A 17,681-nucleotide genomic window follows, 5' to 3' on the forward strand; every position below is an offset into this window, starting at 1 on the left:
AATCCCCAAATGAGAAAAGGAGAATCTTATGCCACTTTTAGATGTACAGCATATTCAAAAAATCTACAAAACACGGTTTTCCAGTAACCAAGTAGAGGCCCTAAAAGACATTCATTTCACGGTTGACGAGGGCGAATACGTCGCCATCATGGGGGAATCTGGCTCAGGGAAATCGACCCTGCTCAACATCCTAGCCATGTTGGATACACCAACTGCAGGACAAGTCTTGCTCAATGGAATGGACACCCAGTCCATTAAAGCAAAAGAGGCTTCCGCTTTTCGGCGGGAAAAGTTGGGATTTGTGTTTCAAGATTTTAATTTGCTGGATACGCTCTCTGTTAAAGACAATGTTCTTTTGCCCTTGGTTTTGTCGCGTCGGCCGATTGGAGAGATGACCAAGCGGCTTCTAGAAGTTCTCAATATGCTTGGGATTGCTAGCCTTAAGGACAAAATGCCTTACGAATTATCTGGTGGCCAGAAGCAGCGGGTAGCCGTAGCGCGTGCTATTATTAGTAAACCTGAAATCCTTCTGGCGGATGAGCCGACTGGAGCTCTAGATTCCAAATCCTCAGCCACCCTCTTGGATGTTTTTGAGACCATCAACCAGACAGGGCAAACCATCCTTATGGTGACCCATTCAACCAGTGCAGCCAGCCGGGCTAACCGTGTCCTCTTTATCAAGGATGGTAGACTCTACAATCAAATTTTCCGTGGTGACAAGACGGAACGCCAAATGTTCCAGCAGATTTCAGATACCTTAACCGTTATGGCAGGAGGTGAGTAGCATGTTTGGATTGATTCGCCAACTGGCTGTCAGCAACCTTCTCAAAAATCGCTCCCTCTATTACCCTTTTGTGCTTGCGACCAGCTTAACCATTGCCATTTTTTACATCTTTATGTCCTTGACGTTTAACCCTGGCCTCCAAGAAGTTTATGGCGGTGCTCAAGTGATTATGATATTAGGCCTGGGCTCCTTTATTGTCGCAGTAGCTTCTCTTGCCATCATCCTTTATGCTAATAGCTTTGTCATGAAAAATCGTACCAAGGAATTGGGGCTTTATGAGATTCTAGGGCTGAACAAAGGCCATCTAGTTCAGATGGTAGGATTAGAGTTGCTCTTATTTGGAGTGATGAGTACAGGCCTTGGTCTTGGGTTAGGGCTTCTTCTGGACCAGCTGATTTATGCTATTCTCCTAAAAATGATGGATTGGCCTGTCGTTTTAGCATCAACCTTCCAGTGGTCGAGTGTGCTTGCGACTATGATATTGTTTGCTGGGATTTTCTTTGTCACTTTTCTTCTCAATGGGGTTAAGCTGATTCGCCTCAAGGCTTTAGAATTAAACAAAGAAAGCAAAAAAGGAGAGAAAAAAGGACGTTTTCTGGGCTTACAGACTTTTCTAGGACTTGGTCTTTTAGGCGCTGGCTACTATATGGCCAATACCGTCAAAGATCCTGTGGCAGCAATCAGCATGTTCTTTATCGCTGTCCTTCTCGTAATGGCTGCGACCTACCTACTCTTTAATGCCGGCATAACAGTCTTCCTTCGTTTTTTGAAAAAACGTGAGAACTATTATTACCAGCCAAAAAACTTTATTTCGACTTCTAACCTGATCTTTCGGATGAAGAAAAATGCTGCTGGTCTTGCGACGATTGCCATCTTGTCCACCATGGTCTTGGTCACCATGGCCGGAGGGAGTAGCATCTACATCGGAACCAATAGCTTCGTTGAAAAGAGCAATCCGCATGACATTGCCTTGTTGAAGTTGGCCAAAGAGCCGCAGGATACAACAGCATTAAGTGATTTATCCCGTCTCTTGGATGACTTTAAAGAGCAAGAGCAGATGCCTACGACCAAGCAAGTCGCTTACAGCTATGTCATGGGTTCTATCGCAAAGATGGAGGGCAATACGCTCATTCCCTACAACGCTGAAACACGTGGTCTGCCAGAAGGGGCCATCTTTATGGTTGGGACTGGCGATTACCAGGCTATGACAGGGGAGCGGGTCGAGCTGAAAGAGGGAGAGGCCATGCTCCGAGTGGAAGGGCATCAGATAGATAAGAACCAGCCCTTTGTCTTGGATGGTCAGGCTTTCCAGATTATTGAAGAAGATGTGCAAAACTTTATCAAGGGCAATGTCTCAGATAATCTAGCAGGGATTTTCAGCAAGAATGTCTATATGGTTGTCGCAGATGCTGAAGAGGTCCTCAAAACATTACCGAGCTATGACCTCACTAGCGACCAGTTGACCGGTCTGACTCAGTATTATTATGCTGGTTTGGACACTGATTTATCATTAGAGCGACAATTAGCCCTTGAAGAACCGCTCAATGCCTTCATCAAGGAGAGGTTCCCGGAACAGATAGAAGTGTATAGTTCTTTTCGGGCACGCAATCAAAAAGAAATCACAACCCTTTTTGGTTCTCTCTTCTTTATCGGTATGCTCTTGACCGTCATCTTTATGCTTGGGACAGTCCTTGTTATCTACTACAAGCAGGTATCTGAAGGCTACGAGGATCGGGAAAATTTTGTCATCTTGCAAAAAGTTGGTTTGGATGAAGATCAGGCCCGTCAAACAATCCGTAAGCAAGTGTTGGTTGTCTTCTTGCTCCCCTTAACTTGTGCATTTGTCCACCTGACAGCTGCCTTTCAGATGCTGGATAAGATTTTGCACCTATTTGTCCCTATGTCAACTTTGCAAATTATGCAAGTGACCCTAGGGGTCTGCACTATTTTCCTAGTGGTTTATCTGGCTGTTTTCGCTATTACCTCACGTAGTTACCGCAAAATTGTTAGTCAGTAAGTCAGTCATATGTTTTGTTAAGGAAAATAAACTGGGCAATAGGTCCAGCCTAAATTGAAGAGTCTGAGAAAACTTTTGTTCTCAGGCTCTTTATCTTCCGTCTTAATAAGAAACGCCAGTAAGTCTCTGTTAAGTGTTCTAAAAAGTGGTCAATATTTAAAGCAGGCAGTTTCTTACAGCTATATAAAAGGTATTTTTGCTTTTTCAATTGCCTTGAAGTCTTTCTCGGTGTAGCTGCAAATGTGCCAATTCAGAAAATTTAAGGGAAAAGAGAGAAGAGCACAAATGAGAAGCCTGATAAATAACGATAAAGTAGCGCGAAAACATACTCTAAATGGGCACTATGGAAATGATAGGATAGCCATTGCGCAATCACAACTTCTCAAGGCATAAGATTTTCAACATTTTTTCAGCGATAGAAAGTATCTGCCGTAGCTTTATTTTTGTTAAATACTCAATCAAGTTTATTGGAAGCATAAAGAAATTCAAGTATGTAGTGGTAATAGTCGTATAAAGATAAATCTCATATAGAGCTCAGATTTAGGATACTACATTAGTCATACATCTCATTGGACAAAAGAAAGAGATGTTCCTGCTTATCCCGCTCAAAAATGGCAATGTGATCTTTGTGAACTTTGGGAAAACGTATTTCATTAGCCAGTTGTTCAAAATATTAAACTGGAAAGCACTGAAAACTTGGATGAATTTCTTAAAACCTGGCCTTACTCATATAGCCAGTCGTAAGAATGAAGAAAATGCATGCAACTTTTTGAGTTACATGCATTTTTTAGAGTTTTTCTTAAAGAACCTTAACAATTAGTGATAATCATTTCATCTTGCCAACTTTATACCACAATTTTCCATGCAGCTGTTATGTATTATCGCTTAAGTGCTAGTAAATGATCGCCGACCTCAACTGTTTTTGTTTGGCTTGGTAAAATTTCCTTATAGTCCGCTGAGTTGGTAATGATGACCATCGTTGTTGCTTCCAGACCAGCAGTCCCAATCTTATCCAGATCAAAAACTCCTAACTTGTCCCCTGCTTTGACTGGCATACCTTCTGTGACTAATCGTTCAAAACCATCTCCTTCCATTGAAACCGTATCAATCCCAATATGAAGTAAAATCTCAGCTCCATGAACTGTCTTTAAACCATAGGCATGTCCCGTCTCAAAAGCAATCGTTACCTCTGCATCTGCAGGTGCATAAAGCACTCCTTGTTTTGGTTGGATAGCAATTCCTTGCCCCATCATACCAGAGGAAAAAACTGGGTCATTAACTTTTGCTAAGTCCACCAATTGTCCACTTACAGGAGATAGGATGATGTCTTCATTTTGCATAACCTCAGTGGAAGCTGTTGAGGTTTTTCCTTTTGAAAACCAACGTGAAAAAAAGCTTTCTGTCATAATAAATTCCTCTGCTCTCGTTTTTAATCCTTGTCATAATACTATTGGGGTTACAAATTATAATTAGTCTGAGCAAGTGTCTCTAAAAAGTGTTGTGCAGCTAATGCAAATGAATCAAAAACATATGTTGCTTCAGTTTGTACTTGCTTAGGTGCTGATGACATGCAATAAGAAATATCTGCTGCTTGAAACATGGAAATATCATTTCCTGAGTCACCAAAAGCAACAATCAAATCATAATCAGACTTCAACAGCTCAAGACTGCTACCTTTTGAAATTCCTGTAGCAGTGACTTCAATGCGTGTAGCTCCAGCTTTGAAAACTTCTAAGTGCGGAAATTGTAACTGCAAATGTTTGAAATAAACTGCCCCCAACTCTTTTTTCGGTCTCACATTAAATTTATAAATCGTTTTAGTTTTGAGTATGTCAAACGGATTGCTCAAAGAGAGCAAATCCATATTCCAAAGATGTTCAGCATGTTCATGAACAAAATTACCAATCCTTGATTGACCATCTAGGGCGTCAAAAATAAGATTTTCTTGTTTGAGATAGGCTAAGAGGTCATGAACATCTTTTTGGACAAGAGGCCGAGAAAAAATCACTCTATCTTCTGACTCAACTAAAGCACCGTTAAACCCAATCAAATGTTTGAATTTAATGTTATTTTTCTGAGAAATATAATGAATCTCTTCAACGGAACGCCCTGTTGCCACAGAGAAATCACCGATGGAACAAAGCTGGTAACAAGCCTGCAAATCCTCACTATCTACATCAACTGAGTTTTTCACAAAAGTACCATCAAGGTCTGTCACACATAGAATACGGCGTGCCATCCTACTCACCAATCCCTAATATTTCTTGAATTTCCATCTTTAATACATTAGCGTAAGCACCGTAGATAGATTGCATCTGCATCCCATTCTCTGCAAAACCAAGAGCCTCATATTTTTTGAGGATCGTATCTTTATCCACAAGCGATTTATCCTTGACATCTATACGCAAGCGGGTAATACAGGCGTTTACGTCAACAATGTTCTCAGGTCCACCATGTGCTTCGATTAAACCAAGGGCTTGCTGATGTGTTTTTTCTTGCTTGCTGAGTGGTTTTTCAGAAGGGTTTTCATTTGTCTGACTAGCATGTTCTTCTTTACCAACAGATTGAATTTTCAAACCGTATTTTCCACGGGCTTCTTCTTTGGTAGCCAAACGAACTTCATCAATATCTTCACGGCCAGGTGTTTTAAAATTAAATTTGATAATCATAAATTTGAAAACAAAATAGTAAATGAAGAAATATGGAATTCCCACAAGGAAAACAAGCCACCAATGTGTTTTAGGCCCTTGTAAAACTCCGTAAATAATCAAATTGATTAAACCATGACCTGTAGGAGTTGCAACACCTGCTCCCAACATATGCATAACAAATAATGCTGAACCAGCAATCACTGCGTGAACAGCATATAGCATTGGTGCGACAAATAAGAAGGTAAATTCAATTGGCTCCGTGATACCTGTTAAGAAAGAAGTTGCTGCTGCAGCAAAAAGAAGAGAGCCAGCCATTTTTTGTTTTTCAGGTGTCGCTGTTTTATACATTGCGTATGCTGCCCCGGACAACCCAAACATGAAGTAAACAAATTTACCGCCATTAAAGCGTGTAATAGCTGGATCAATTGAATGGATAGTTGAGTCTGCCAATGATGCAATGTAAGCATTCACCGTTCCCACAACATGCTGACCGTTAATAATCCACGATCCCCCTAATTCTGTTGTACGCACCGGCCAATTTAGACCATGATGGAGCCCAAATGGTAATAAAGCGCGTTCAATCAAACCATAAAGGAAAGTCCCGATTGGTCCAGATTTCAAAATCATCACTGATAAGGCACTAATTCCTACTTGAATCGTTGGCCATATAAAGAAGACACCTGTAGCAACAAATGTCATTACTACCATTGTCACAATAGGGACGAAACGTGGACCACTAAAGAAACCAATGACTGTTGGCAGTTCTTGTTTAACCGCCCATTTATGCACAAAATAGACTGTAAGTCCAGCAATAATCCCCCCAAAGACACTCAGATCCATTGTTTGAATTCCGAGGACCTTTGTTTGCATGGCGTTGGCCATGAGCAATTTTGCTTGGACTTTATCAACACCAGCTGTATCAACTAACTGTCCTGTCGTAGTTAATAAGAAGTTAAGAATATAGTGTAAGACAATAAATCCAAGCAAGCCAGATAAAGCCGCAGAACCTTTTTCACGTTTGGCTAATCCAACTGCTACCCCTACAGCAAAGATAACAGGTAAGTTATTAAAGGCTGTATCTCCCAATACAATAAAAAGTTTCATAATGAATTGGAAGATGTTATTCGTCAGAATTGGAAACATGTTCAATGTGTTTTCATTTGTAAAGGCAGTACCAATGCCCTTTATAATTCCTGCTCCCGGTAAAACTGAAACAGGTAATAAAAACGACCGCCCAAATTGCTCAAATGCAGAGATTAGTTTATTTTTCTCTTTCATTTTTAGCCTCCTATATATTTTTTACACATTCATTTTAACAAACATTCTCTAAAAAACGTTTTTTTCGAACAATTTTCCTATCTTGAATGTTTTTTACTTTTAGGGTAAAATTTTACTAGTAAATCATTTTATCCCAAACATTTTTAGTTGACTTATCTGTCAATTTGCTAAAAGAGCTAACTGTATTAGCAAAAGAGGTACTTATGTTTTTAAACAATTTAAAGAAAAATTATGAGAAACTTTCGATAAATGAACAGGAAGTAATTGATTATTTGATGCGTCAAGAAGAAGTTGAGACGATCACCTTGAAAACCATCTGCGCAGACCTCTATACTTCCAGTTCAACAGTCGTCCGCGCTTGTAAAAAAATGGGATATCGGACCTATAACGAGTTAAAATATGATTTAAGGTTATCAAAAGAACTACGAAGTGCCCTAGCAAAACGCGAACAGAACTCTTTTGAGCAAGTCAAAAATCAGCTAAACGTTGAATTCCAGCAGACCTTAGCCATTTTGACAGAGGAAGATTTTAATATCTTTGCTAACTGTCTTTTGAATGCGAGACGAATATTCTGTATCGGTGTCGGTTCGAGTTATATGGCTATGGCTGATTTTAATCGAAAATTAAAATTAATTAATGTGTGGTCAAATGACTATTTTGAGCAGCATAGCATTAAACGAATTAAAGATATTTCAACACAGGAGGATGTTATTTTAGTATTCTCCTTGGGGGGAAATAGCCAAGAAGTCAATGAAAGTATTTTAGCTGCTAAACGAAATGGAACTCTCATATTGTCTATCACCACACTTGGAAATAGCCTATTATCCAAGATTAGTGACCATGTCATCTATATTTATGATGCGCCTAAAAAGCGTGAAAAATTACGTTCACGCTTAATGTTTAATCTTGTCAGTACACTGTTGTTTGAAGTGGTTCTTAGCAAAATAAAAAATTAGACTGGGAAAAATCCTAGTCTAATTTCAGCTTGAGCCCCTATTCTAGCTCATAAGCGATATAGTCATGTGAAAATTCATAGCTTAATTTCTCTGCTAACTCCAAGGAAACCTTGGTATGGGCATCCCAACTAGGATAAAGTCCTCTGTCTAAACAAGCCAAGATCAACTTAGCTGCGATAGCTTTTGCCAAACCCTTCCGCCTAAAATCGGGGTGAGTATCTATCTCAATTTCAATCCCATTTTCATAGGTTGAGTAAGACGAGGCACCGCCTACCACCTTTCCTTGATAAAGGGCGACCACTCCTAATCCAAGTTGAGCGTAGTGCTGGTAATCATCGTAATTTGCAACCAAGTCTTGTGACCAGCCTTCGGTCAAACAAACTTTATACAGCTGTTCATCAATCCATTGCAAATCAAATTCTTCTGGCAAGCTAGTCACAAATTCTTCTAATTTGTGACGATCAAATTTGGTGTCCTTCTTGGTTGCATAGCGTGTAAAAGCATGAGCCTTTGACCTGTAAGTCGTTTCGATTAAATCCGACCAACCTTGATGTTGCGGAACAAGGATAATATCCTCTCCTCGACAAGATTCGAGCAATTCTATGTTTGGTTGACCTGCTAGAAAACCAAAAGAAGCCTTTTTCCCTAGTTTTGCCAAGGCTGATTGTGGGTATTCTAGGTTATCTACAAAAATCTCACCCATCACCCCCTGCAAACAGGACCAGATGATAGTTTCTTGCCAATCCTTAAAAAGTGAGTTCACTGACGATGCATTATTGAGTAATTTCATATTAGCGTAACCAAAAGCGTAATTTTGAGAAGGTTTTGAGCGTGCTGGGAGCGAAGAGAATCAGCATGGGATAAATCTCTAGGCGACCGGCTAGCATGGAGAAGGTGAGCACCAGTGTATTCCAGTCTGAATAGGCTGAAAAATTAGATGTTGGTCCCACAGCACCCAAACCAGGTCCGATATTGTTAAACGTAGCGGCAACAGCCGTAAAAGCAGTTGTCAGGTCTTTGGATTCGAAAGAAACACTAAAGAGAATTAGGCCAAAGACTAAGATATAGACTAAAAGATAGTGAGCGAGGTTAATCTGACGCTCTTTTTCAATGATTTTTTTATTAAAGAGAGGGGTCACAACGCGTCTAGGTTGTCCGACTCGTCGCAGTTCTGACAAGGCCATTTTAATATAAATCAGTACCCGAGAGACTTTAAGGCCACCAGCGGTAGACCCGGCACTTCCTCCAATAAACATCAGGCTGATAAGGATTAGATGACTGATGATATTCCAGTCGTTAAAATCTGCTGTGGCATAACCAGTTGTCGTAAGGATAGAAGAAACATTGAAGAAGGCAATACGAAGGCCATCCCAGATATTCTGGTAATGGGGGAGGATATTGAGGAAAATACCGATTGTAGCGGCTAAAATAATCCCGAGATAGGTCTTAAACTCCTCGTCTTTTAGAGCCTCAAATCCAGATCCAATCAGAATAAAGTAGTAGATATTAAAATTGACCCCAAACAGCATCATGCCGACTCCAATAATCCATTCGACTAGCTGGGGATTGCTATAAATAGCAAAACCTGCATTGTTGATTCCAAAACCTCCAGTACCAGCTGTACCAAAGGACAAGAGCAAACTGTCAAAGAGCGGAACGCCCGTCAGGCAGAGAATGAAAATCATGACAGCTGTCATGGAAATATAGATAGCATAAAGAATGCGAGCCGTCTGGGTCAATTTGGATACAATTTTACCAAAGACAGGGCCAGGGACTTCAGCTCGCATGAGCTGAACAGTGTCCGAACCAGCATTTGGCAGAATGGCCAGTGTAAAAACCAAAATCCCCATTCCACCGATCAGATGGGTAAAACTCCGCCAGAAGAGAGAAGACTTTTCCAAAACGGAAAGATCAGAGAGAATGCTTGAACCAGTTGTTGTAAAACCGCTGGAAATTTCAAAAAAAGCGTCAAAAGGATTGGGGATTTCACCGCTCAGAACCAAGGGCAAGGCCCCAAATAAAGACAGAAAAATCCAAGCCAAGGCAACAGTGAAAATCCCTTCGCGAGCGGTGAGCTTGAAATGCGCAGGTTTTTTAAAACACAGGAGAAAACCAACGAGATAAAGGCTAATTACAACACTTCCATAGGCGAACTTCTGCTTAAGGCTTTCCCCATAGAGAAAACTGACCAGGAGGGGCAGGAGTAACAGTCCAGCCTCTATTTGCATCAATTTTCCAATAAAATAACGAATGAGAGACTGTCGCATATTAGGCCTCCAGGATATCGTTGATATCGGTTAAATGGTTGTGGGTCGTCACCAAAATCACACGGTCATGTGGTTGGAGGCTATCCTGACCGGCAGGAAAAATCAGTTCCTCGTTGCGGATGATACTGACGATAAAAAGATCCTTACGGAGTTTGAGTTCTTGCAACGGAATAAAACAAACTTTGGATTCTTTTTTGACCCTAAATTGAAGGGCTTCAACCTGATTATCTGCTAGGCGATAAAGTGCTTCGACATTGGAGCCTTGGAGATTGGTCCGCGAGCGAATGAATCGACTAATGTCGTTAGCGATCAACTGTTTTGGGGTAATAATGGACTTAATTTTGACATCTCCCAAGATTTTGAGAATCCTAGTGCGGTTCATTTTAGTGATCACTTTTTTGACGCCAGAGTGTTTAGCATAGACAGAAGTGATTAAGTTTTCCTCGTCAACACCAGTCAATGACACAAAGGCATCGTACTGGGTGAGGCCTTCCTCTTCCAACACGGTAGGATCTGTCCCATCTCCCCAGACGATGGTCGTTTGAGGCCATTCAACACTAAGGAACTCACAACGGTCTTCATCTTGCTCAATAACCTTGGTATCAATCCGACTCTTTGAAAGGAGCTTGAGCAAGTAGTGGGCGATCCGTCCACCTCCGACAACCATGACACTCTTGATCTGACCATCACCGTCTAAGAGGCATTGGCGGAATTTGAGCATATCATTGACAAAACCTGTCACATGGACTCGATCACCGACTTGGAGGCGACTATCTGCTTTAGGAATCATGACCTCGTCACCACGGTGGATGATACACACCCGCAAACTCCCAAATTTGCTCTTATAGTCATATAAGGGAATGCCGACAAGGGAAGAGCGATCTGAAATTTCAAATTCAACCAAATTGATCCGCCCGCCCATGAAGGTTTCAACACTGAGTGATGAGGGATATTTGATGATGGCAGCAATGTCACGGGCTGCTGAAAAATCAGGATTGATGAGGAGGTCAATGCCTAAGCTGTCCCTAACGAAATCAAACTGAGTAGCATACTCAGGATTGCGGACTCGAGCAACCGTGTACTTAGCTCCAATTTTGCGGGCCATAATAGCTGAGATAATATTGATCTCATCGGTTTCGCTTGTAGCAATGAAGACATCAGCATCTTTAACACCAGCTTCAACCTGGATATCGTAAGCAGCAGCATTGCCTACAAGACCTGTTATGTCGTAGTGATCCAGCAAATGTTCTAAAACATCAGGATTTTTTTCAATTAAAACCAAATCGTGATATTGATTAGCAAGTTCCTCGCAAAGCAACTCTCCGACCTTGCCGCCTCCGGCAACAATAATTTTCACAGTGTTTCCTCCATATGAATCATAGAACTAGAAGTTATGATTCAAAAAGACTTTCCAAATAGAATAGAGCTATTATAGCATAACCGGTGGGAGAATACCAATAAAGCTGTTGACATGGATCGCCAATAATAAGAAACTTTTCGTTGGCTATTTTCAAGTGTGCAACCACTTTAGTTTGATAGACCTTTTTCAGAAGAAGATGCTTTGTTCTATGAAGCAAAACTAGTGGCTACTACAAGGGTTAATTCACAGGATGCTTTTTTCATAAAACGCCTCTTGTGAGTGCAAAAAGGACCATTATTGGATTAAATGACGAGTATCTGAAGAAAAACAAGCAAAAAGATTGTAAGCGATAACTCTTTATAGTATAATAGATGATATAACATTATATTTTATGAAAGAGGAACTTTTAATGAGTAAAATCGTTGTTGTTGGTGCAAACCACGCTGGTACAGCCTGTATCAAAACTATGTTGACAAACTACGGCAATGCCAATGAAATCGTAGTGTTTGACCAAAACTCTAACATTTCTTTCCTAGGTTGTGGGATGGCGCTTTGGATCGGTGAGCAAATTGCTGGTAGCGAGGGTCTCTTCTACTCTAATAAGGAAGAATTGGAAAGCCTTGGCGCAACAGTTTACATGGAGTCACCAGTGCAACACATCGACTACGATGCTAAAACTGTCACAGCTCTTGTGAATGGCCAAGAACATGTGGAATCGTTTGACAAATTGATCTTTGCAACTGGTTCACAACCAATCTTGCCACCAATCAAAGGTGCTGAAATCAAAGAAGGTTCATTGGAGTTTGAAGCAACACTTGAAAACCTTCAATTCGTTAAATTGTACCAAAACTCAGCAGACGTGATCGAACGCTTGAAGAACAAAGACATCAACCGTGTGGCAGTTGTAGGTGCTGGTTACATTGGGGTCGAACTTGCAGAAGCTTTCCAACGCAAAGGTAAAGAAGTCGTTCTGATCGACGTTGTAGACACTTGCTTGGCTGGTTACTATGACCGCGACCTTAGCGATTTGATGGCGAAAAACCTTGAAGACAACGGCATTCAGTTAGCCTTTGGCGAAACTGTTAAAGAAGTTGCTGGTGACGGTAAAGTTGAGAAAATCATCACTGATAAGAACGAATACGATGTAGACATGGTTATCCTTGCAGTTGGTTTCCGTCCAAATACTGCCTTTGCAGGTGAACAAATCGAGCGTTTCCGCAACGGTGCTTTCCTTGTTAATAAACAACAAGAAACTTCAATCCCAGGCGTTTACGCCATCGGTGACTGTGCGACAATCTATGACAATGCTTTGAAAGACACTAACTACATTGCGCTTGCCTCAAATGCTGTTCGTACAGGTATTGTAGCTGCTCACAACGCATGTGGTACTGAACTTGAAGGTATTGGTGTACAAGGTTCTAACGGTATCTCAATCTACGGCCTTAACCTGGTATCAACTGGTTTGACTTTGGAAAAAGCGACTCGCCTTGGCTTTAATGCTGCGGTAACGGAGTACACTGACAATCAAAAACCTGAATTCATGGAACATGGTAACTTCCCAGTAACCATCAAGATTGTTTACGATAAGGACTCTCGTCGTATCCTTGGTGCTCAAATGGCTGCGCGTGAAGACATCTCTATGGGGATTCACATGTTCTCACTTGCTATCCAAGAAGGTGTAACGATTGAGAAATTAGCCTTGACAGATATCTTCTTCTTGCCACACTTCAACAAGCCATACAACTACATCACTATGGCTGCCTTGAGTGCTGAATAACCTCAACGGAAAGAACCTGCTGCGTCAGGTTTTTTCGTTTGCCTTGGAATTTTGGTATAATGAAGAGAAATGTTTAGGAGGATAGAATGAATCAGATCAAGTGCCCCCATTGTGGAACAGCGTTTCAGGTTAATGAGACAGCCTACAGCCAATTATTGAGCCAGATTCGGACAGCAGAATTCGAACAGGAAATCCATGACCGCTTGGCCAGAGAGTTGGAACTGGTACAGGAAAAAGCCCAAAATAAGCAACAGCAGCTTTTGGAAGAAAAGAATACAGCTATCCAAACCTTGACCAGTCAGATTGAGCAGTTTGATACCGAGAAAAAACTGATTAAACAATCAACGGAGCAAGAGATGGCAGACCAGTTAGCTCAAAAGGAACAGACTATCATAGCCTTAGAGGCTCAACTCGATCGCCTGCGGCTGGAGCATCAAAATCAGCTTCAGACAAGCTTGATCGAAGTTGAAAAAGAACGAGATCAGATGAAACATCAACTCCTTCTACAAGAAAAAGAAAGCCAGTTGGCGTTGACTGCTGTCCAAAATGATTATGCCATTCAGCTAAAAGCAGCCAATGAGCAGGTTGAATTTTATAAGAATTTCAAGGCTCAGCAATCCACTAAGGCTATCGGAGAGAGTCTGGAAATCTATGCGGAGACGGAGTTTAATAAGGTTCGGGCCTATGCCTTTCCTCGAGCCTATTTCGGGAAAGATAATGAGGTCTCAGGTTCTGGTTCAAAAGGGGATTTTATCTTTCGTGAGGCAGATGAGAATGGGATCGAGTTCATTTCCATCATGTTTGAGATGAAAAATGAAGCCGATACCACTAAAACAAAGCACAGAAATAGTGACTTTTTCAAGGAATTGGACAAGGACAGACGAGAGAAAAAGTGTGAGTATGCGGTCCTTGTCACCATGCTGGAAGCGGACAACGACTACTACAATACCGGTATTGTAGACGTTAGTCACGAGTACGAGAAGATGTATGTGGTCCGCCCTCAGTTCTTTATCCAGCTCATTGGGCTTTTGCGAAATGCTGCGCTCAACAGTCTGGCCTACAAGCAGGAGCTAGCCCTTATCCGAGAGCAACACATTGACATCACCCATTTTGAGGAGGATTTGGAGACCTTTAAGACAGCCTTCGCCAAAAACTACAACTCGGCCAGTACCAATTTCAGCAAGGCGATTGATGAGATTGACAAGGCCATTAAGCGCATGGAAGAAGTCAAACGCTTTTTGACTACCTCTGAAAACCAGCTTCGCTTGGCGAACAACAAGTTAGAAGACGTCTCTGTCAAGAAATTAACCCGAAACAATCCCACCATGCGGGAGAAATTTGAGGAGTTGGCAAAGCAGAAGTAGCATGACGAAAGTCGCTGAATGCTAGAAACCCAAGAAGCAAATGTGTTAGACATAGTAGGTCTTTTGTCATTCGTTACACGACATTGGCATAATGATCAAAATTACTGGTAAAATAGATTATGCCAAACGCCTGAGACAAACGTCGGTTTCAGCTACCTTGTTTTCGTAGACAGTTATATTTTTAGGATGACATTTTGGTATCTGTCATAAGGAAAGTCAGTGATCATTAAAATGTAAAACCTGTGAAGATGTTTAAAAAATGGATGGACTAGAAAAAGGCTACATCCATTTTCTTTCACGAATAGTCACGCCAAACACATGAAGCAAAGATGGTTTTAGAAAACAAATTTTCGGGGAATTAGTGTGCTTTGCTTTTTAGATAAAATTTGTGGTATCATTTCTGTGAGATGAACAGACTGGCACCGATTATAGGGATATTTTCAAGAATTTTTTTGAAAAAATGCAGGTGACTAGAAAATAGTTGCATGCATTTGGCGTGCAAAAATGATTGACAACGCTTTCTTTTTGTGTATAATAACTTTGGAATAGAAAACAGAGTATCCCGTTGATGAAAGGAGGGTAACATTGAGAAAAACGGGAAATGTTTGATAGGAATCATTAGTTATAGAAAGGAATTCAGTCAATGTCTACTAAATCTAATATTCTCAAACTGTTTTTGGGTGTTTCATTTGTCTTAGGAGTTGGAAGTCCAGTTTTGGCCGTGCAGAACGGTGGTTACTGGTCTTATGGAGGCCATCACGATCCCGACAATTGGGGAGCTTTTTCTAGCTATCGTCACGATTATATGTGGCATTGGGCGAGCGTTACCAGAGCTAGTGATAGCAGAGGGGATTATAAAACAGCCGATAGGCATTATACAGCATATGCCTTCGTCAATACAAGCTTTGGCGAGCATGCTTGGTTTGATTGTGGGACAAACTAGCTTGGTTTTTAGAGGGAGTGGGAAAGAACGCCAACAAACGAAAAAGAGTATAACAGTCATGCAAAAGGCTGTTTGAGATTGCAAAATGTAGGGTAATAAGTCTATCCACCTAAACTGATTTCAAAAAATGGGTGTGACGAAAAGGAGATTAGATTGCCTAGAGTTAGGCAGTCTAGTCCCTTAACTAATGCGCTTTGCTTAACCAATTTAAAATCGAGTGGAGTGGTCAGGACTTTTTATCCCAGACTGGCTTTACAGATGGAGAGGTAAAATGAAACGATTCTTTCTTTTATTTTCAAGTCTACTGTTAACTGTTTTTGTAGTGTGGCTGATTAGTGGACGTGTTACTCAGTTACGGTATGGAAGCTATCCTAGCTTATTTATCCATCAAATAGTGACAGAATCTCCAGCAAATTTAGAAACTCTTGATGCTGAATTAGAGAAGCTTGCTGTAAAAACAGATAGCACGATTGCGAAAGTTTTGGCTGTTCCGCAAGAGAGTGGTGAGGCTAATTTTTTCTATCAGGTTTATGGCCACGGAAAATTACCTAAGGAATTACCACTTGCAACGGAGCAAATGGTCGTTACCTATCAAAAGCAAGCTACCTCTTATGCTATTATTGATGGTACGTTGACGGTTCAGGTGCTGGCTGACTTTTTTTTACGTTTGGGTTATCAAGCAATTCCCAAGTTACCTGAGTCACCTTGGTTATTCGCTTTGTTCGCGTTATCTCGAGGATCTCAGCTACTAGCAGTTTTGATTTGTATATTGACTTTTACGGCTTTGACCCTGATTTATCGGATTACAGAGCTGAAAGCAGTTGGAATTAACCTTTTATCAGGCCGGCCGTTACTCAGCATTAGTCTAGCGAGTATTCTAAAAGATATTATAGGGACAAGTATAGCTACCTTGGTCTCGCTGTTACTTGGTAGCGCTTGGTTATTTTATAGAGGATTAGGGGAATGGTTTTTTATATCCTTTTTATTAGCTAGTTTACTTATTTATCAATTCATTTTGATTTTAATTTCTTCTTTCCTGACACTTGTCTATGTTTTGGGTGTCAGAAAGAACCATATTCTTCCCATTATCAAAGGGAGGTTACCCTTACTCGGTTTGTTGAGTCTAATGTTGGGAGGACAATTTTTAGCCATTACTATTGTTGGAGTAAGCCTTAATCGTGTCTTTATTTATCAGAATGAAATGAGCTTGCAAGAACAGTCCAAGTCAGATTGGGCCAAGGAGCCAGACCTTGTCAATATGAGTTTTAATTTAGCAGTTGGAGAAAGGGATAAACAGGCTACCTATTTTGATAAGTGGTATCCGTTTATCAATAAGGCAGTTGAAGCCAATGTTGCTATGCTGGTTCAAAACAATTTGACACAGTATGTTTTTTCAGATCAGAATAACCAAGGTGTAAAAAAAACAGATTATCATCCGGATGGCAACACCCTCTATGTTACTGCGAACTATCTTGATAAGCAATCCATTGATGTAGATGCTAAGGTACGACAACAATTAGAAGAACTTTCGCCGGGTTAGTATGGCCTTCTGTTGCCTCATTCTTTGAAAGATAGAGCTAATGATTACATAGAACTTTACAGTAAACAGTTGAACGATAGATTCAAGACTGATGAATCAACAGCTCTTGAGCTAATAAATCCAATTGTCGGCTATCTTTCGGATGGGAAAGAATACTTTTTGTATAATCAGACGGCCATTACTTCCCAACAGTATCTAATCGATCCAATTATTGTGGTGATAACCCCTAAGTCAACAGGAAGTAGTTCATTAGCACGGCAATTTTGGGGAAATGCATTTACCAATCACCTATTTTTTAGTGATTATGCAACCGCTAAACACCTGCTTGAAGAGGAACAGTTGTTACCTTACATTTCCTATATCGAAAATAGTCGCTTGCTTTATCAGAGACAACTTGAACACATCGCTTCGGAACGATTACTCAGTCTAGGAGGCAGTATTCTAGGCATAGCGACATCAGTTCTTCTATTTCAGTCAATGAATCTTCTTTATTTTGAGCAATTTCGCAGAGAGATTTTTATTAAACGTCTTTCAGGTCTAGGATTTCTTCAGCTACATAGAGACTATTTGACTGCCCAATTAGCGATATTCTTTTTGGCATTTGCTGTATTGGTTTGGTTAAGGATTCCTTTATTTTTAAATAGTTTGACATTTTTGATTTTCTGGTTAAATGCCCTCCTTACGCTAATTTATAGAGCGCATCGTGAAAAATTGAGCCCAGCAACCGTTTTGAAAGGAGCTTAG

13 protein-coding genes and 1 pseudogene are annotated in these 17,681 nt (G+C 40.7%); 8 read left to right on the forward strand and 6 right to left on the reverse strand.

Annotated features, from left to right (window positions below; all coding sequences use genetic code 11):
- The first annotated feature begins 28 nt into the window (after positions 1–28).
- Positions 29–784 (forward strand): ABC transporter ATP-binding protein, encoded by a 756-nt coding sequence (locus tag HF992_RS05280; protein WP_168549014.1) that lies wholly within the window; start codon positions 29–31, stop codon positions 782–784.
- Position 785: 1 nt separating this feature from the next.
- A complete protein-coding gene (locus tag HF992_RS05285; protein ID WP_168549015.1) occupies positions 786–2,801 on the forward strand; it encodes an FtsX-like permease family protein in 2,016 nt (671 codons plus the stop codon).
- Between the two features lie 878 nt (positions 2,802–3,679).
- Here HF992_RS05285 and HF992_RS05290 read toward each other — a convergent pair.
- From HF992_RS05290 to HF992_RS05300, 3 genes and pseudogenes are all read right to left on the reverse strand, one after another.
- Positions 3,680–4,150 (reverse strand): annotated as a pseudogene (locus tag HF992_RS05290) (PTS sugar transporter subunit IIA); the annotation flags it as partial.
- Positions 4,151–4,257: 107 nt separating this feature from the next.
- The gene (locus HF992_RS05295) at positions 4,258–5,040 is read right to left on the reverse strand and encodes an HAD-IIB family hydrolase (RefSeq protein WP_168549017.1); all 783 of its coding nucleotides are present in this window, start codon (positions 5,038–5,040) and stop codon (positions 4,258–4,260) included.
- Position 5,041: 1 nt separating this feature from the next.
- Positions 5,042–6,730, reverse strand: coding sequence for a PTS transporter subunit EIIC (locus HF992_RS05300; RefSeq protein WP_168549018.1), 1,689 nt, complete (start codon positions 6,728–6,730; stop codon positions 5,042–5,044).
- A gap of 203 nt (positions 6,731–6,933) precedes the next feature.
- Here HF992_RS05300 and HF992_RS05305 point away from each other — a divergent pair, with 203 nt between their 5' ends.
- Complete coding sequence (locus HF992_RS05305) at positions 6,934–7,686, forward strand: MurR/RpiR family transcriptional regulator (RefSeq protein ID WP_168549019.1); 753 nt, start codon at positions 6,934–6,936, stop codon at positions 7,684–7,686.
- Between the two features lie 37 nt (positions 7,687–7,723).
- Here the strand turns inward: HF992_RS05305 and HF992_RS05310 are convergent, their stop codons facing one another.
- Genes HF992_RS05310 through trkA form a run of 3 tightly spaced genes read right to left on the reverse strand, consistent with a single transcriptional unit; the run spans position 7,724 to position 11,310 of the window.
- Positions 7,724–8,476, reverse strand: coding sequence for a GNAT family N-acetyltransferase (locus HF992_RS05310; protein ID WP_168549020.1), 753 nt, complete (start codon positions 8,474–8,476; stop codon positions 7,724–7,726).
- Between the two features lies 1 nt (position 8,477).
- Positions 8,478–9,953 carry a TrkH family potassium uptake protein gene (locus HF992_RS05315; protein ID WP_168549021.1) on the reverse strand — a complete coding sequence of 492 codons (1,476 nt, stop codon included), beginning with the start codon at positions 9,951–9,953 and terminating at the stop codon, positions 8,478–8,480.
- 1 nt (position 9,954) lies between these two features.
- A complete protein-coding gene (gene trkA / locus HF992_RS05320) occupies positions 9,955–11,310 on the reverse strand; it encodes a Trk system potassium transporter TrkA (protein WP_168549022.1) in 1,356 nt (451 codons plus the stop codon).
- A 412-nt stretch (positions 11,311–11,722) separates the two neighbouring features.
- Between trkA and nox the strand changes: the two genes are divergently transcribed.
- The 5 genes from nox to HF992_RS05345 all read left to right on the forward strand — a co-directional run bounded on the left by nox (position 11,723) and on the right by HF992_RS05345 (position 17,681).
- Positions 11,723–13,090 (forward strand): H2O-forming NADH oxidase, encoded by a 1,368-nt coding sequence (gene nox / locus HF992_RS05325; RefSeq protein WP_168549023.1) that lies wholly within the window; start codon positions 11,723–11,725, stop codon positions 13,088–13,090.
- Positions 13,091–13,176: 86 nt separating this feature from the next.
- The gene (locus HF992_RS05330; RefSeq protein ID WP_168549024.1) at positions 13,177–14,454 is read left to right on the forward strand and encodes a DUF2130 domain-containing protein; all 1,278 of its coding nucleotides are present in this window, start codon (positions 13,177–13,179) and stop codon (positions 14,452–14,454) included.
- A gap of 643 nt (positions 14,455–15,097) precedes the next feature.
- Positions 15,098–15,397 (forward strand): lactococcin 972 family bacteriocin, encoded by a 300-nt coding sequence (locus HF992_RS05335; protein ID WP_246201243.1) that lies wholly within the window; start codon positions 15,098–15,100, stop codon positions 15,395–15,397.
- Between the two features lie 271 nt (positions 15,398–15,668).
- Positions 15,669–16,937 carry a hypothetical protein gene (locus HF992_RS05340; protein WP_168549025.1) on the forward strand — a complete coding sequence of 423 codons (1,269 nt, stop codon included), beginning with the start codon at positions 15,669–15,671 and terminating at the stop codon, positions 16,935–16,937.
- Between the two features lie 69 nt (positions 16,938–17,006).
- The gene (locus tag HF992_RS05345; protein WP_168549026.1) at positions 17,007–17,681 is read left to right on the forward strand and encodes a DUF1430 domain-containing protein; all 675 of its coding nucleotides are present in this window, start codon (positions 17,007–17,009) and stop codon (positions 17,679–17,681) included.

The sequence above is a fragment of the Streptococcus ovuberis genome, from assembly GCF_012396585.1.
GTDB lineage: Bacteria > Bacillota > Bacilli > Lactobacillales > Streptococcaceae > Streptococcus > Streptococcus ovuberis.

Excerpts from the sequence above, each read along its gene's own strand:
- HF992_RS05280 (WP_168549014.1), top strand. The coding sequence starts at position 29 with ATGCCACTTTTAGATGTACAGCATATTCAAAAAATCTACAAAACACGG.
- HF992_RS05285 (WP_168549015.1), top strand. The coding sequence starts at position 786 with ATGTTTGGATTGATTCGCCAACTGGCTGTCAGCAACCTTCTCAAAAAT.
- HF992_RS05295 (WP_168549017.1), bottom strand. The coding sequence starts at position 5,040 with ATGGCACGCCGTATTCTATGTGTGACAGACCTTGATGGTACTTTTGTG.
- HF992_RS05300 (WP_168549018.1), bottom strand. The coding sequence starts at position 6,730 with ATGAAAGAGAAAAATAAACTAATCTCTGCATTTGAGCAATTTGGGCGG.
- HF992_RS05305 (WP_168549019.1), top strand. The coding sequence starts at position 6,934 with ATGTTTTTAAACAATTTAAAGAAAAATTATGAGAAACTTTCGATAAAT.
- HF992_RS05310 (WP_168549020.1), bottom strand. The coding sequence starts at position 8,476 with ATGAAATTACTCAATAATGCATCGTCAGTGAACTCACTTTTTAAGGAT.
- HF992_RS05315 (WP_168549021.1), bottom strand. The coding sequence starts at position 9,953 with ATGCGACAGTCTCTCATTCGTTATTTTATTGGAAAATTGATGCAAATA.
- nox (WP_168549023.1), top strand. The coding sequence starts at position 11,723 with ATGAGTAAAATCGTTGTTGTTGGTGCAAACCACGCTGGTACAGCCTGT.
- HF992_RS05330 (WP_168549024.1), top strand. The coding sequence starts at position 13,177 with ATGAATCAGATCAAGTGCCCCCATTGTGGAACAGCGTTTCAGGTTAAT.
- HF992_RS05335 (WP_246201243.1), top strand. The coding sequence starts at position 15,098 with ATGTCTACTAAATCTAATATTCTCAAACTGTTTTTGGGTGTTTCATTT.
- HF992_RS05340 (WP_168549025.1), top strand. The coding sequence starts at position 15,669 with ATGAAACGATTCTTTCTTTTATTTTCAAGTCTACTGTTAACTGTTTTT.